At 60.2% G+C, this 15,494-nt stretch carries 12 protein-coding genes and 1 other RNA gene; 4 read left to right on the forward strand and 9 right to left on the reverse strand.

What is annotated here, in order from left to right:
* Positions 1-37: 37 nt before the first annotated feature.
* From GVK95_RS07825 to GVK95_RS07845, 5 genes are all read right to left on the reverse strand, one after another.
* On the reverse strand, positions 38-223 hold the full coding sequence (locus GVK95_RS07825) for a DUF2065 domain-containing protein (RefSeq protein WP_007598994.1): 186 nt from the start codon (positions 221-223) through the stop codon (positions 38-40).
* Positions 224-229: 6 nt separating this feature from the next.
* The gene (locus GVK95_RS07830) at positions 230-1,156 is read right to left on the reverse strand and encodes a protease modulator HflC (protein WP_159948264.1); all 927 of its coding nucleotides are present in this window, start codon (positions 1,154-1,156) and stop codon (positions 230-232) included.
* Position 1,157: 1 nt separating this feature from the next.
* A complete protein-coding gene (hflK, locus tag GVK95_RS07835) occupies positions 1,158-2,261 on the reverse strand; it encodes an FtsH protease activity modulator HflK (protein WP_159948266.1) in 1,104 nt (367 codons plus the stop codon).
* 154 nt (positions 2,262-2,415) lie between these two features.
* On the reverse strand, positions 2,416-2,937 hold the full coding sequence (locus tag GVK95_RS07840; protein ID WP_159948268.1) for a dihydrofolate reductase: 522 nt from the start codon (positions 2,935-2,937) through the stop codon (positions 2,416-2,418).
* 33 nt (positions 2,938-2,970) lie between these two features.
* Positions 2,971-3,765 carry a thymidylate synthase gene (locus GVK95_RS07845; protein WP_159948270.1) on the reverse strand — a complete coding sequence of 265 codons (795 nt, stop codon included), beginning with the start codon at positions 3,763-3,765 and terminating at the stop codon, positions 2,971-2,973.
* A gap of 141 nt (positions 3,766-3,906) precedes the next feature.
* Between GVK95_RS07845 and ssrA the strand changes: the two genes are divergently transcribed.
* From ssrA to GVK95_RS07865, 4 genes are all read left to right on the forward strand, one after another.
* Positions 3,907-4,287, forward strand: a transfer-messenger RNA (tmRNA) gene (gene ssrA / locus GVK95_RS07850).
* 138 nt (positions 4,288-4,425) lie between these two features.
* Complete coding sequence (locus GVK95_RS07855; protein ID WP_007599004.1) at positions 4,426-4,938, forward strand: SspB family protein; 513 nt, start codon at positions 4,426-4,428, stop codon at positions 4,936-4,938.
* A 64-nt stretch (positions 4,939-5,002) separates the two neighbouring features.
* Positions 5,003-5,194, forward strand: a complete 192-nt coding sequence (locus GVK95_RS07860) for a DUF4169 family protein (RefSeq protein ID WP_159948272.1) — start codon at positions 5,003-5,005, stop codon at positions 5,192-5,194.
* An 87-nt stretch (positions 5,195-5,281) separates the two neighbouring features.
* On the forward strand, positions 5,282-5,497 hold the full coding sequence (locus tag GVK95_RS07865) for a ribbon-helix-helix domain-containing protein (RefSeq protein ID WP_159948614.1): 216 nt from the start codon (positions 5,282-5,284) through the stop codon (positions 5,495-5,497).
* Between the two features lie 47 nt (positions 5,498-5,544).
* Here GVK95_RS07865 and GVK95_RS07870 read toward each other — a convergent pair whose 3' ends face one another.
* From GVK95_RS07870 to GVK95_RS07885, 4 genes are all read right to left on the reverse strand, one after another.
* Positions 5,545-9,303: an AsmA family protein gene (locus tag GVK95_RS07870; RefSeq protein ID WP_159948616.1), complete on the reverse strand. Its 3,759-nt coding sequence runs from the start codon at positions 9,301-9,303 to the stop codon at positions 5,545-5,547.
* Between the two features lie 74 nt (positions 9,304-9,377).
* Positions 9,378-10,787, reverse strand: coding sequence for an FAD-linked oxidase C-terminal domain-containing protein (locus GVK95_RS07875; protein WP_159948274.1), 1,410 nt, complete (start codon positions 10,785-10,787; stop codon positions 9,378-9,380).
* Between the two features lie 141 nt (positions 10,788-10,928).
* Positions 10,929-14,075, reverse strand: coding sequence for an efflux RND transporter permease subunit (locus GVK95_RS07880; RefSeq protein ID WP_159948276.1), 3,147 nt, complete (start codon positions 14,073-14,075; stop codon positions 10,929-10,931).
* On the reverse strand, positions 14,072-15,283 hold the full coding sequence (locus GVK95_RS07885; RefSeq protein ID WP_159948278.1) for an efflux RND transporter periplasmic adaptor subunit: 1,212 nt from the start codon (positions 15,281-15,283) through the stop codon (positions 14,072-14,074). Before GVK95_RS07885 ends, GVK95_RS07880 begins: the two co-directional genes overlap by 4 nt.
* Between the last annotated feature and the right edge of the window lie 211 nt (positions 15,284-15,494).

A 15,494-nucleotide genomic window follows, 5' to 3' on the forward strand; every position in this document is an offset into this window, starting at 1 on the left:
CGGAAATCCCCTAGCGCAGACTTGCGACCAGATCTTGTCATCCACGCAAGAACCACACGATCCCTACTCCGAAAATGATCGCGACAAGTCCCGAGAGACGCAGATGCTCTTCGGGAATGCCTGGCAGCAATTGTGCCATGCGCACAATAAAACGAGGGGCCAGTGCGTAGACCAGCCCCTCGATTATCAGAAACAAGGCAATACCTGTCAAAAGGTCTGCCATGGCGGTTTAGTTTCCGGCAGGAGCCGGCACCGGTGCTGCACCCGACGTCTGGCCGGTCCCCACGCCACTGTTGAAGAAGCGGAAGAAATCCGAATCCGGCGACAGAACCATCGTTGTGCTCTTGTCGCTCAATGACGCCGTATAGGCCCGCATCGAACGATAGAACTCGAAGAATGCCGGGTCACGCGAGAAGGCATCGGCAAACAGCCGGTTGCGCTCCGCATCGCCCTCACCGCGAAGGATTTCCGAATCGCGCTGCGCTTCCGCCTGCAATTCAACAACCTGACGGTCGGCGATCGCGCGGCGGCGCTGGCCTTCTTCGTTACCACGGGCACGGATCAGTTCAGCCTCGGCAAGACGCTCGGCCTTCATGCGGTCGAAGGTCTGTTGCGACACTTCCTGCGTCAGGTCGGTGCGACGGATACGGACATCGGAAATGGTGACGCCAAGGGTTTCCGCATCAGCCTTCAGGTCGCTGCGGATTTCCTGCATCATCGAGGAGCGTTCGTCCGACAGGGCGGCTTCGAAGCTGCGCTGACCGTAGACACGGCGCAGCGATGCATCGAGACGCGTCCGAAGGCGGGCTTCCGCCGATTCCCGGTCACCGGACACCGTTTCGCGGAAACGACGCGGATCGGTGATGTTGTAGACCACGAAAGCATCGACTTCGTAGAACTTGCCGCCGGAAACCTGGACACGAATGTTGTCGAGGTCGAAACGCAGCGCCTGGTCTTCGACATACTGGACCCGGTCGGCATCGGCAAAGGCGAACGGCAGTTTGAAGTACAGGCCAGGCTCGCTGTAGACGTCCTGGATCTGACCGAAGCGGACAACCACCGCCTGCTGGCGTTCGTTGACGACGAAGACGGACGAATAGATCAGCACCAGCAACACGGCCAGACCGATCAGGATTGCAGCCAAACGATTGGACATCTTAGTTGCCTCCCTGCGTCTGCCGTGTGATTTCGTTCAGCGGCAGATAGGGAACGACACCCTGCTTTTCGTCGATGATGACCTTGTTCGAGTTCTTCAGAACCTGCTCCATGGTTTCCAGATAGATACGCTGGCGGGTCACGTCAGGCGCCTTGCTGTATTCGTCATAGATCGAGACGAAGCGCTTGGCCTCACCATCGGCTTCCTTGACGACACGGTCCTTGTAGGCTGCCGCCTCTTCGCGGATCTGCGCAGCCTGGCCTCGAGCCTGACCGAGCTGGGTGTTGGAATATTTATTGGCTTCCTCGACGAAACGGTCTTCGTCCTGCTCGGCGCGCTGCACTTCGTCGAACGCGTCGGCCACTTCGCGCGGCGGTGCCGCATCTTCGATCGCCACGGCATTGATGGAGATGCCGGCTCCATAGGAATCCATTGTGCCCTGAATGATCGCCTTCACACCAGCTGCGATGTCCTGACGCGCATCACGGAAGATGTCCTGCGCCGGACGACGCCCGACGACTTCACGCATCGCGCTCTCGGCCACCTGCTGCAATGTCTGCGCCGGGTTTTCGAGATTGAAGAGATAGGCCTTCGGGTCCGAAACCGTGAACAAAACCGAGAACTGAACGTTGACGATGTTCTGGTCGCCCGTCAGCATCAGACCAGCGCTTGCATTGCTGGAATTGGCGCGACCGCCGATATTCTGTTGCTGCTCGGTGACCTTGACGATCTCGACCGTCTCAAACGGCCAGAAATGGAAATGCAGGCCAGGCATCGAGATGTCTTCCGTCGGCTTGCCGAAGCGCAGCTCGACGCCGCGCTCGTCCGGCTGCACGGTGTAGACGGCCTGGATCAGCCAGAAGGCCACGAGGACGAGGGCAAGGATTGCCACCACGCCACCGTTGAACCCACCCGGGACCACGCTCTTCAGACGATCCTGTCCGCGACGGATCAGATCCTCCAGATCGGGGGGCGTGTTGTTGCCGCCACCGCCACCACGTGGCCGGTTCGGCCCCTGCCCCCAGGGGCCCTGATTATTTCCGCCGCCGCCACCGCCGCCGCCCCATGGACCGCCGCCGCCGCCGTTCTGATTGCTCCAGGGCATTCATACCTCTTTTGTTGTAAAATCGCTCCCAAGCCCCTCGCGGACACCCCGGAAGGCAAGCGCGCAAATGACTGACATGGTTATAGGTATCAGCCCACCGGCTTTCAACGCAAACCGGTCAACTTCTTTCAAAGACAGGGGAAATATTACGTTATCAGGCGCGCCTGCGACGGTATATCGCGTAGCGGGTGGCGTAATTGTCTTTTTCGCCCGCCGGAATGACGGTTTCCTCGATCTGTTCGAACACAGCCGGGTCGATTTCGGGAAAGTGCGTATCGCCGTCGATCTCTGTCTCGACATGAGTGACATACAAGATGTCTGCATATGGCAGCGCCTGGCGGTAGATCTCGCCGCCACCGACGACACAGACCTCATTCACGCCCGAAGCCTCCGCCAGCGCCCGCGCTCTGGAGAGAGCCGCATCAAGACTAGCGACCGTCTCGACGCCCGGCATCTCGATCCGGCTGTTGCGGCTGACGATAACATGCGGACGTCCGGGCAAGGGCTTCGAGCCAACAGACTCAAACGTCTTGCGGCCCATGATCAGCGGCTTGCCCATGCTGAGCGCCTTGAACCGCTTCAGATCGGTCGAGAGTTTCCACGGCATATCGCCATCGCGACCAATCACGCCATTGCGCGACACGGCCACGATGATGACGATATCAATGCTGGCCATCGCCAAAATCCTTGCTCGGCTTCTGCGCAGCGCCTAGACGGCAATCGGCGCCTTGATACTTGAATCAGCGTCGTAGCCAACCAGCGTAAAGTCTTCAAACCTGAAGGAAAACAGGTCCTTCACGTCCGGATTGATCCGCATGGTCGGCAATGCCTTCGGCGTGCGCGACAACTGCAGATGCGCCTGCTCGAAATGGTTCGCATAGAGATGGGCATCGCCAAGCGTGTGGACGAAATCGCCAAGCTTCAGCCCGGTGACCTGGGCCACCATCATCGTCAGCAACGCATAGGAAGCGATATTGAACGGCACGCCGAGAAAGATGTCGGCCGAACGCTGGTAGAGCTGGCAAGACAACTTGCCATCCGCCACGTAGAATTGGAACAGGCAGTGGCACGGCGGCAAAGCCATCTCGTCCACTTCCGCCGGGTTCCAGGCCGAGACGATATGGCGGCGCGAATTCGGATTGGTCTTGATGCTTTCGATCAGCTTTTCGATCTGGTCGATATGACCATCCTTGCCATCCGGCCAGGACCGCCACTGCGCGCCATAGACCGGGCCGAGATTGCCGTCTTCGTCGGCCCATTCGTCCCAGATGGTCACGCCGTTCTCGCGCAGATACGCGACGTTGGTCTCGCCTTTGAGGAACCACAGAAGTTCATGGATGATCGACTTCAGATGCAGCTTCTTCGTCGTCGTGACCGGAAATCCCTGAGACAGGTCGTAGCGCATCTGATAGCCGAAAATAGACCGCGTACCGGTTCCCGTCCGGTCACCGCGGTCGGTTCCCGTGTCGAGCACATGGCGAAGAAGGTCGTGATACTGCTTCATGGGTCGGGCCGCCGATTCTGTTTGACTGCATTCTAGTGTCAGCCGCCGGCCAAACCAAGCCACCCTTGAGCGAAGGGCGCGGCCATCAACAGGTTGCGCGGCTCGTCGCCGTCAAAGTCTTTTGGCTTAGCCGTGCCAACACCCCTTTTCATTGGCCACTGAAACACCTATATCAGTTTCGTTGGCTTTCGGGCCATCTATGGCAATAAACGGTCGGTGTAATAAACCTATTGGACCCGGGGGCGGTACCCGGCGCCTCCACCAAAAACCGGTCGGTCTCCCGAAAGATTGGGCATGACCGGCTTTTGATGGGGGCGAAATAGGATCGACAAGGGCGTAAAGATCGAACTTTTGCTCGGCATGATACCGCCGTTATCGGGTCACAAGTGTAGTTGCAAATGACAACAACGCTAAGGGTTATGCTCTCGCTGCCTAATGGCGGTGCGGGAAATCCGAACCAAGTCCTCTAGGTTAGCCCCTTGAGGCGGGGTCCGAAGGCACCTGGCAACAGAAGCCTTCACCTTACCTTCCCCGGCTACCCCATCTTTCTAAAATGATGTATTCTCACCGCATCAGACTCGTGCGTCAGGGCTTTTCTGCAATCCCTCGCCGTGGCATACAGCCGACTGAAACCGGCATGATAAGGAAAGACAGGATCTCATGGGGCAAGACCACATTCGCTACGACATTCTGGCCCAGGACGCATTGCGCAGTGTTATCCGCAAGGTTTTGACCGAGGTCGCGGCAGCAGGACGCCTTCCGGGTGACCACCATTTCTTCATCACCTTCCTGACCGGCGCTCCGGGCGTGCGCATTTCGCAGCACCTGAAGACAAAATATGCCGAGCAGATGACGATCGTCATCCAGCACCAGTTCTGGGAACTGAAGGTAACGGACAGCCTGTTCGAAATCGGCCTGTCCTTCTCCGATACCCCGGAAAAGCTGGTGATCCCGTTCAATGCCATCCGCGGCTTCTATGATCCGTCGGTGAATTTCGAACTCGAATTTGATGTTCCTCTGGCAGACGAGGACGAAGAGGGCGAAAGTGCCGAGATCACCGCCTACCCGGTCGACGCTGCGGCCCGCACCGAAGAAGGCGGCGAGCCGAAGGAAGGCGAAGAAAAGAAGGAGGGCTCGGTCGTCTCGCTCGATGCCTTCCGCAAGAAGCAGTAAATCAGGTTCATCAAGATCGGCCGGGATAATGTCCCGGCCGACTGATTCCAGGGGATGCTCGATCGTGGTCGCTGATATCGTCAATCTTCGCCAGTTCCGCAAAGCCAAGGCGCGCACCGAAAAGGATGCGACAGCGGAACAGAACCGCATTTCATTCGGCCGGACCAAGGCGGAAAAGAGCCTGACCCGCAGCCTGAACGAAAAGGCCAGCAAGACGCACGAACAAGGCCGCCTGGAAGACACAAAAGGCGAATGAACACCCCCGAAAGAGATTCGCAATCAGCGGCTTGCCAGGCTTTGCGGAATCAATATGCGAAGCCGTGGAACGCAGTGCGGGGCACCGGTGATCCGTAAGCGCTCGATCACCCTCCATGGCCACCGGACGAGCTTTTCGGTAGAGGATGCGTTCCTTGACGAACTGAGAGCCATGGCAACCGAGCGGTCAATGCCCTTGGCGGCCCTGATCGCTGAAATCGACGAAAACCGGCCCGCCGGGGCAAATCTGTCTTCGGCCCTGCGGCTTCGTGTCCTCGAATGGCTGAAAGCCAAGCCCGCATGAGCAATTGACGGCATTTATCCAGCCATCATGCCCATCAGAAGTTCAGCTCAATTCAGCCCCGGAAGGGTATCGAACGTCAGTGGCACCGGTGGCAAGGGCTGCCGCGTGACCTTTTCCTCCGGCGCCACCGGCAGCGAGGGCTTGGGTGGAACGGTTTCCGTCGTCAGCGGCAACAGGCCGGGTTCAACAGGCCTTGTACCGACCGGATCTGCCGGCAAGGACAGACTGCGCTGCTCCTGCGCCAATCGCTCGGCCTCGTCGGCCTCCGCCTTCAGGCGCGCTTCCTGTTCAAGCCGCAATCGCTCCACTTCCGCCCTGTCGCGCTCGTCCTGCCGAAACCGCGCCAAGGCTGCTTCACGACGCAAGCGCTGCTTCTCCAGCACATTGGATTGCAATGTCTCGACCCGTCGGCGCTCGATTTCAAACGCGCGCAACGAGAGGAAATTGGTCAGCCCCGTAACATCAAGCGAGCGTGTCGGCGACAGAGCATCGCCGCTCAGAAGCATCCGGTAACCGGCATCGGTGCCGGGCAGTGCCGCCTCTCCCGCATCAAGAGACACCTGAACGCCCGCCTCAAACGCTCCATCGGTAAGCGAAAGCCGCAGATCACCACCGAGTTGCGCTTCAGGCGTCTGCACCGTGGCATTTTGCACGCGCACCACGCCATCCGTCACCGCAAACGGCAGCGACAGGCCGGTGACTTGCATCGGCCCGGATTTTATCAGCCTGTCGGCGATCTCTCGAACCTTTTCCTCGTTGACTGCAGTTCCCACGACATCGGCTTCGCGGAGCAGATCGGCCATGATGTCGAGCTTGAAACCAGGCACGTTCAACTTCACCAGCTTGATTTCGCCGGATCCGCTGCTCTGGCGGAAAAGTTCGCCAACCGAATTTCCGCTGCCCTCAGCCACGAATGTAGCGTCGAAAACCCCGTCGGCCACGCCGGCATCTTCGATCCCACGTTCCGCCCGCAACGTGCTCAAGGTCTGGGCAAGATCAACCCCGGTCAGATCGAGCCGCGCCTGCAGGAAACCTGCGCCTTCGCTATTGGCCAGTGACAAACGCCCGGAAGCACGTCCGCCGAGCCATTGGCCGGAAACATCATCGATGACGATTTCACCGGCTTTCCGGCTAAGTTTGCCAGCAAAATCAGTAATTGCTCCGGCAAAACCGGGCGTGAAACGTTTGGCAGAAAGTTCAACCGCGAATTCTGCCTGCGCAACCGTCTTCGGCAGTGCCGCATCGACCAGGGCGCCGCTTGCCGGATCGCGAACCGGTCCCAATACCGTTTGCGCGAGCCATTCGAGGTCTGCCCGATCCATCGAGACAGAACCGCGCGCCTTGGGGTACTCACCTTGCCAGTCAATGGTTCCCGTTGCGCTGACGGCATTGCCGTCGACGTCGGCGCTGAACTTTTGCACCGCAATCTGGCGTTTCGCCAAGCCGACTTTAGCATCGAGCGTCACAGGAAGACCGGTGCCGGTTTCCGGCAGGATCGAACCCAGCGTCAACAGATAGGGGCCGAGGTCGTCGCTCTTGAAATCAAGCGTCCAGTCTCCGTCCAGCATGTCGGCGGAGTTGGCCGTGGCCAGAGTGCCGTGCGCCTGAAAGCTGGTGCTGCTCGCCGTGTAGGTGACGACCGCGTCCGCTGCCGCGGACGGCGTCGACGTCACCGTCACGCCGAGCAAACCGCCCTCGCCTATTGCCAATGGCAATGGCTCAAGCCCGGCCTGCCCCAGCAAGATCTGGGCTTCTTCATTTTCGAGCGTGGCCGAGATTTCAGCTTTTGTGGCATCTGTCGGATTGATCAGGTCACTCGTTTTATACTGTGCCTCGATCCGACTACCGTTCGACGTCCCGGAAAGCTTGGCCGCAAGGCCTCCGCCATCCTGGTTGCCAAGTGAAACATCGACCGTCAGCTTGCTGTCTGCGTACCATTGCCCGCTGGCAGCGAGCCTCGGCAACAGCGGATTGCCCGGAAGGCGTTCATGCAGCAACTCGAGAAACGGGCCGGGGTCATCCGCGCTGACCACGATGCGTCCCTGGCCACTCGGCTTGAGCAGACTGCCGCCGATCGCGCCATGGGCCTCGATCGAGGCGCCGGAAACATCACCGACATTCAGCCTTTCGACCGCGATCTTTCCGCTATCGAACGAAAACACCGTATCGACATCATGGCTCTCTATGCCATAGGCTGATAGAGTCCCAACTTTCAGCCTGGCCGCAATCCGCTCCGCCAGCAGATGCTGTTCGGCATCCTCACCGACCAGCAGGACTGCGATCGCCCGCGCGGCATCCAGATCCAGAGCATCACCGGTCAGATCGACCGAAAGGCTGGCAGCCGAACCGGTGACGGATTCCCGCTCGACCCGCCCCTTGAGCGGTTCCGCTCCCACCGCCAGTTCCAGGTTTTCGAACCGCTGCAAGTCGCTCGTCAGATTGACCGAAGCGGAAAAGCCGGCAGACTTGAGCTGCCGGATTGCGGGATCGACATTCCCGGAAATCCATGTCGCAAGCCCAGATGGCTGCGTCGACGCGACAAGCAGTTCACCATCAAACGATGGCGCACCGGTTAGCCTCAACCAGCCCTTGGCTTCCACCTGGGTCCGCCCCGGCAGGACAGCAACCGCGCGATCGACCGTCCAGCCGTTGCCGGCAGGCCGGACATCGAGCTGGATATCCCTGAAGACCGTGTCTCCTGCAACGATGGCCGGCAATTTCAGGCTCGCCCGGCCCGGCACGCTGGGGATCGGAATTTCCGCCGCCGTCGCCAGAAGAAGCGCCAACCTCTGGCGAACAGATGTCGCCACGCTACGCGAGGTCTTGGCCTTGGTCCCGTCCCCGGCCAGACGGTTCACGTCGACTTGCTGCCCATCTGCGGTCAGGAGGAACTCCGGCCGCCTGCCGGTGTCCAGCTTTGCTTCTCCGTTCACCACATAGGGATCGGCAGGATCGCCAAGCTCGAGTCGATATCCGGGAACAGCAACCCGTTCATTCGTCAGTTCGAAGTCGCCCTTCACGCGCGGCCCCGGCAACGGCTTCACCTGCCCCGGTTCCGATGCGTTCTCCGCCACTTTCCAGTTGGATTCAAACCGGCCCTTGTAGACCGGCCGGCCAGCCTCGAAGGCCAGCGCACCTTCCAGAACCAGATCGAAAGGTCGCGTTTCGGGGTCAAGTTTCAGACGCAAGGGCAGCGTGGCATCCTGCGGCGGCGATGTCGCCAGAGAAAACTGCGCCGGCTCGCCGTCCAGCACTGCACGTCCTTCGACGGTCCAGGGTCCGGAAAGAGAGCGGGCCGAAATCTCGGCGTCGAGATCTCTCAACAGGCGATTGCGACCCGACTGCTGGTCGATGAACTCAACTTCGGCGCCGATGACGGAGACGTTTTCCAGGACGACCGTGCGAGCCGGAATGTCAGGCTTGCTGCCACGCAGCCAGTCCAGCGTGCCGTCCGGCAATAGGCGGATACGGGCTTTAGGCTCCTCGATCCGCATGTCGAAGATGCGCGCTTCACCCGACAGCAGCGGCGCCAGTTCGGCATCGAGGGAAAAGCGGGCGATCTGGACGAGCGGCGTGCCGTCAAGATCGGTTCCGATCGTCACATCTTCCATCGTCACCGATGGAAACGGCAGGATGCGGGCGTTGACGGAGCCATGCACTACGACTTTCTTGCCGAGCAAGTGACTGGCCCGATCCTCGAAATTCTGTCGGAAATTCGTCCAGTCCACGAAGAGCGGAGCCAGAAGCGCCGAAAAAAGCGCAACGACAAGCAGGCCTCCGAGGCTTACCAGAATGCGTCCGAGCACCAAATGCCACTCCTTTATTCACAGCCCGCAAGGTAACCCAATTCGCCGCGGGAGCAAGCTGCAAGGTCTTGTAATCAGAGCCTAAAAATCTTGCCTGGATTGAATATGTTATCTGGGTCCATGCTCGTCTTGATTGTCCGCATCACAGGCAGCGCACTCGCCAGTTCCTGCTCGAGATAACTGATCTTGCCCTGGCCTATGCCGTGTTCGCCGGTGCAGGTCCCCTCCATCGCCAGCGCGCGATTGTTGAGCCGCCCGATAAACGCCTCTGCTTTGGCAACGTCTTCAGGATCCTTGTCGTTGAACAGCAGAAGCACGTGAAAATTGCCGTCTCCGGCATGGCCGACGATTGGAGCCAGAAAATTGTTTTCGCGAATATCCGCCTGCGTTTGTGCGACACAGTCTGCCAGCATCGAAATCGGCACGCAAACGTCGGTCGAGAGCGCGGCAAGTTCCGGCGCCAGCGCACGGCTCGCCCAATAGGCGTTGTGCCGCGCCTTCCATAAGCTTGCGCGCTCTTCGGCATTGGTTGTGTAGTGGAATTCACCACCGCCGAATTCGGCCGCGATCTCGGCAAACTGCTGTGATTGCAGGGCAACCGTTTCATCCGTGCCGTGGAACTCGACAAACAATGTCGGCCGCTCCTCGTAGGACAGTTTGGAATAGGCGTTGCAGGCGCGGATCTGCATCTCGTCCAGCATCTCGATGCGCGCCACCGGCACACCCATCTGGATCGTCATGATCACCGCATTGCAGGCATCCTGCAGTGTCGGAAAGGCACACACACCGCCGCTGATCTTCGCCGGTATGCCCTGCAGGCGCAGCGTGATCGAGGTGATCAGACCAAGGGTTCCTTCCGAACCGACGAACAACCGGGTCAAATCGTAACCCGCGGACGACTTGCGTGCACGCTGCGCAGTCAGGATCTCCTCGCCATTGGCCGTAACCACGGTCAAGGCGAGCACATTGTCCTTCATCGTGCCGTAGCGCACCGCATTTGTGCCCGAGGCGCGTGTCGATGCCATGCCGCCAAGCGAGGCATTGGCACCCGGATCGATGGGAAAGAACAGCCCCGTGTCGCGGAGATAGGTATTGAGCTCTTCGCGCGTCACGCCCGGCTCGACCGTGCAGTCGAGATCCTCGGCATTGACCCGCAAGACCTTGTTCATCCGGCTGAAGTCGACGGAAATGCCGCCGAACGGTGCATTCACCTGCCCCTCCAACGATGAGCCTACCCCGAAGGCAATGACAGGAACCTTGTGCGCGGCGCAGGCACGAACGACATCGCGCACATCGTCGCTGCTTTCGACGAAGACGATGCCGTCAGGCAATTGCGACGGCAGGTAGGTGGTCGTGTGGCTGTGCTGTTCGCGAAACGACTGGCCCGTCTGGAAAGCGTCTCCAAAACGCTGCTTCAGGATCGCACACACAGTTGCGATTGCCTCGACATTACGCGGGCCCTCGATAACATCCTTCAGCGCCATATCGGCCACTCCCATCCACCAGGACCATCGCGGCAGATCATGCGCCGCACTCCGTGGCGTCTGCTATGGGATAGGCTCCGGCGTTTGTCCAGCCGGTGAAAGGCGCGGCGGTATGAAGCGCCGCGACCTTTCTGTCGGTTGCTACTCCGCAGCAATCCGCCGCGGCTCCCCGGCATCGTTGGCCGCCGCGGTGGCATCCTGCAATTCCGACTTCAACCGCTCTTCCTCATGCGCATGCGGCTTGGAGAAGCGGGCCAGCAGCAGATAGGCGACCGGTGTGATGTACAGTGTCACCAGCGTCGCCATGCCCAGTCCACCGACGATGACCCAGCCGAGCGCGATACGCGCTTCGGCACCGGCTCCCTTTGCAAGGACCAGCGGCAGGCCGCCCAGCACAGTGGCGATCATCGTCATCATCACCGGCCGCAGGCGGATCGAACACGCGCTTTCGATCGCCTCGCGAACGCTGGCACCCCGGTCGCGCAGCTGGTTGGCGAATTCGACGATCAGGATACCGTTCTTCGCCATGACGCCGACCAGCAGAACGAGACCGATCTGGCTGTAGACGTTCAGGCTGGAGCCGGTGATCACCAGAGCAAACACCGCACAGGCAAGGCCGAGCGGCACCGTCGCCATGATGATCAGTGCCGAAATCACACTTTCGAACTGCGCCGCAAGCACCAGGAAGATGATGGCAAAGGCGAAGCCGAATGTCAGCGCCATGCCGGAGGCGTTCTCCTCAAGCGTGGCCGCTTCGGCAAGCGGGACCAGCCGCGCGCCGGCGGGTAGAAGCGGTTCGGCAATGGCCTTCATCGCTTCGACCGCACTGCCAAGCGATACGCCTTCGTTCAGGCTGGACGAAAACGACACAGAGGCAAGCTGCTGCTCGCGATTGAGCTGCGGCGAGACGGCATTTTCCTGCAGCGTCGCAATGGTCGACATCGGTACCACGCGACCGTCGGACGTGGTCAGGAATATGTTTTCCAGATCCGTCGGATCGTTGATCGGCTGCGTGCTGGAAATCAGCCGAACCGGAATGGCGTCGCCGTCGACGAACACATCCGTCACCGAGCGCCCTTCCAGCAGGGCCTGTACCGAGGTCCCGATCGCGTTGATATCGACGCCGAGATCGGAGGCGCGTTCGCGATTGATCGTCACCGATATCTGCGCCTGCGTCGGCTCGTTATCCAGCCGCGGCGTCTGGAACAGATTGGAGTTGCGCATCTGGTCAACGACCTTGATCGCCGCTTCCGTCAGTTTCTCGTGGTCACTGCCGACAAGCGCCATCTGCAGACCGCTGCCCGCGCCGCGAATGCGCAGACTGTTGGTCTGGAAGACATTGCCGCGCAATGCCGGCACCGTCGCCGCTGCGGCATTGATATCCTGGACGATCTGGTCCTGTGTGCGCTCGCGCTCGCTCCAGGGTGCCAGTGTCAGAACCATGAATGCGCTGTTCGTTGCGCCCTGCCCGGAGATCGAGAAGATATTGCGGATCTCGCCGCTATCGACCAAGGGCTTCAGTGTCTCCTCCACGCGCTGGACCTGGTCGCGCGTATAGGCAAGGCTCACGCCCTGCGGCGCAGAGAGCCGAAGCATGACCATCGACCGGTCTTCCTGCGGCGTCAGCTCGTTTTGGATCAACCCGAATGTCGCAAATGCCGCACCCGAGATCAGCACGGAAACGACAACGACGATCAGCGGATTGCTGAGACTTGAATGCAGGGTTCGCTTGTAGACCCTCGAAAACAGCGCACCGAACCGACCGAGAAGTCCGTGATCCTCATGCTCGGACTTGCCGAGCATGCGTGATGCCAGCATCGGGCATAGAGTGAGTGCCGTCACCGACGACAGAAGAACGGCAAAGGCAAGCACGAAGCCGAACTCGCGGAACAGGCCGCCAAGCTGCCCCGGCAGGAAGGAGAGTGGAATGAACACAGCCGCCAATGTTGCGGTCGTTGCCAGAACCGCAAAGAACACTTCCTGCGTTCCGAGAACCGCCGCCGCGCGTGGGCCCATGCCCTCTGCACGCCGGCGCACGATATTTTCCAGCACGACGATCGCATCGTCGACGACAAGACCGGTCGCCAGAACGATGGCGAGAAGCGTGAGGATATTGATCGAGAACCCGACCATGTAGATGGCAACCAGCGTTCCGATCAATGCCACCGGCATCGTCAGGGCGGGAATGAGCGTAGCCTTCCAATCGCGCAGGAAGAGATAAAGCACGACGACAACGATGAAGGCGGAAAGCGAAAGCGCCAGTTCCACCTCATGCAGCGCGCCTTCGATGAACACCGCGTCATCGCTGGTGATGGCGATTCTCGTGCCTTCCGGTAGTGTTTTCGACAGGGCGTCGACGGCCGCGTGCACGCCTTCGGAGATGTTCAGCGTATTGGACTGCGCCTGGCGAATGATGCCAAGGCCCACCCCCTGCACGCCATTCGAGCGCAGGGACGTCGATCCGTCATCCGGACCAAGCGTCACAGTCGCCACATCGCGCAACCGCACCTTGTCGCCGATCAGCACATTCTCGAAATCTTCGGGCGTTGTCAGATTGGCCGTTGCCCGCACGACAATGTCCTGCGTCATGGATTCGAGCGAGCCCGCCGGCACATCCATCGCGGAACTCTGCAGTGCGGTTGCAAGATCTGCAACGCTCAGCCCACGGCTGGCCAGTGCTGCCTGATTGACATCGACGCGAAAGACCTTCTCCTGATCGCCATAGACCTGGACATCGGCCACGCCTTCGACGGCCGCAAGGCGGTCGGATATCTCGTTATCGACGAGCAGCGTCAGATCTTCCATGCTGAGAATCGAAGACGTGACCGCAAGGCGCATGATGGCCTGCGAATCCGAGTCTGCCTTGACGATGCGCGGCTCGTCGGCGTCATCCGGCAACTGGTTCGCCACGCGGCCTAGCGCGTCTCGCACATCGTTCGCCGCAACCGCCAGATCGACATTGTCGCTGAATTCCAGCGTCGTGCGGCTCTCGCCGAACTGCGATCGGGACGAGATCGACTTCAGGCCGCTGACGCGTGCAACGGCGCCTTCGACCACCTTGGTCACTTCCTGGTCCATTGTCTGGGCCGAGGCGCCGTCATAGTCGGTGGTGACCGAGATCACCGGCTGATCGACATCCGGCAATTCGCGCACTTCGATACCGGCAAGTGCTGCAAGACCAGCAACGACCAGAAGCGTATTCAGCACCGCAGCCAGAACCGGGCGCCGAACGAAGAGCGCCGTGAAGGACTGACCTGATTTTTCAGATGAGCTGTCGACAGGGTTCATTGGCTTGCCACCTCCGGCGTCGTCGCGTTCTTGTCGCTGCCCGCAACCTGCCCTGCAATCTGAACACCGCCGCCCTCCCGCACGCGCTGCAAGCCTTCGACGGCAACAACGTCGCCTTCCTTCAGGGCGGAATCGACAAGAACCTGGTCCGAGTTGCGCTGGATGATGCGCACCCGTGTCTTGACCGATTTGTCATCCTTGACCTGCCAGACGAACGAACCTTGCCCGTCCCACTGGACCGCGAGCGGATTGACAGCCGGATAGTGGTCGCCGGCAAACTTCATGGTGACATTGAACGACATGCCGGCCCGCAGCAGGTCGTTGGTGTTATCGATCCGGGCACGAATGCGAATGGTCCGGCTCGCCGGGTCAACGCGGTTATCGACAGCGTCAACCTTGCCGGCGAATACATCGCCCGGTCTCGAAACCGAAATCGCCTCGATCGCCATACCGGCCTTCACCGCCGTCGCGAACCGCTCCGGCGCCCAGAAGTCGACCAGCAACTCGGACCGGTTGTCCAGCGTGACGACATTGCTCGATGTCGTGACATTGTCGCCGATACTCACCCCGACAATACCGATGATCCCGTCGATCGGGGCAACGATGTCGCGGCGCTTGAGATTGAGCTCTGCTGTCGTCAGCGCCAGTTGCGCCTGCTCCAGGGCAATCTGGGCGTCGAGAACTTCAAGCCGCGAGAAGCTCTGAAGGTTGCGGTAGGATTCGGATTTTTCGCTGGCGCTACGCAGCCCGACCTTGGCCAGGTCACGCAAGATGATCTGCTCATCGTCATCGAGCGTGGCGATAACCTGCCCCTTCGTCACCCGTTCCCCCGAGGATACGAGGATCTCGGTGATCGTTCCGGAAGCCTGCGGCATCACGGTCACCGCCTGGATCGCTTCGCCATCGCCGATAGCACTCAGGCGATCGTTCAGAACGCCAACCGTAACCGGCTGGGTGACAATCAGGATCGGCTGGTTGCGGCCACCCTGACGCTGTCCCTGGCCTGCAGTCTGGCCTTTGCCGCGCGACTGACCCTGTGCCTGCGGTCCTTCACCGGCTGCACCGGAACTTGAAACCATCGCCACCAAGTTCTGCGGCACGCCCATCTGAACCAGCGTCTGGCCAGCCTGCGGCGAGACATAGACCCAAAGACACAGCCCTGCGAAAAGCAGCAACAGACTGAGACCGAGTTGCTTCCAAAGCGGCATGCGGAACTCCAAATTTATGCAATGAAAATCGTGCTCAACTATCTTGTTTCAAGGGGCCGAATGCAATGCCCGATCATCAAGCTTACTGATTTGTAATATCACGCGAATTCACGCGACCGTGATTGTCGGTCGTGGCTGACAACGGCGTTTGTGGCCAGATTTCCCACAGCACATGGCGAAAGCATCCTTGCAACCGCTGACACCAGTTTGC

The organism is Rhizobium sp. 18065 (assembly GCF_902706095.1).
Classification (GTDB): Bacteria; Pseudomonadota; Alphaproteobacteria; order Rhizobiales; family Rhizobiaceae; genus Allorhizobium.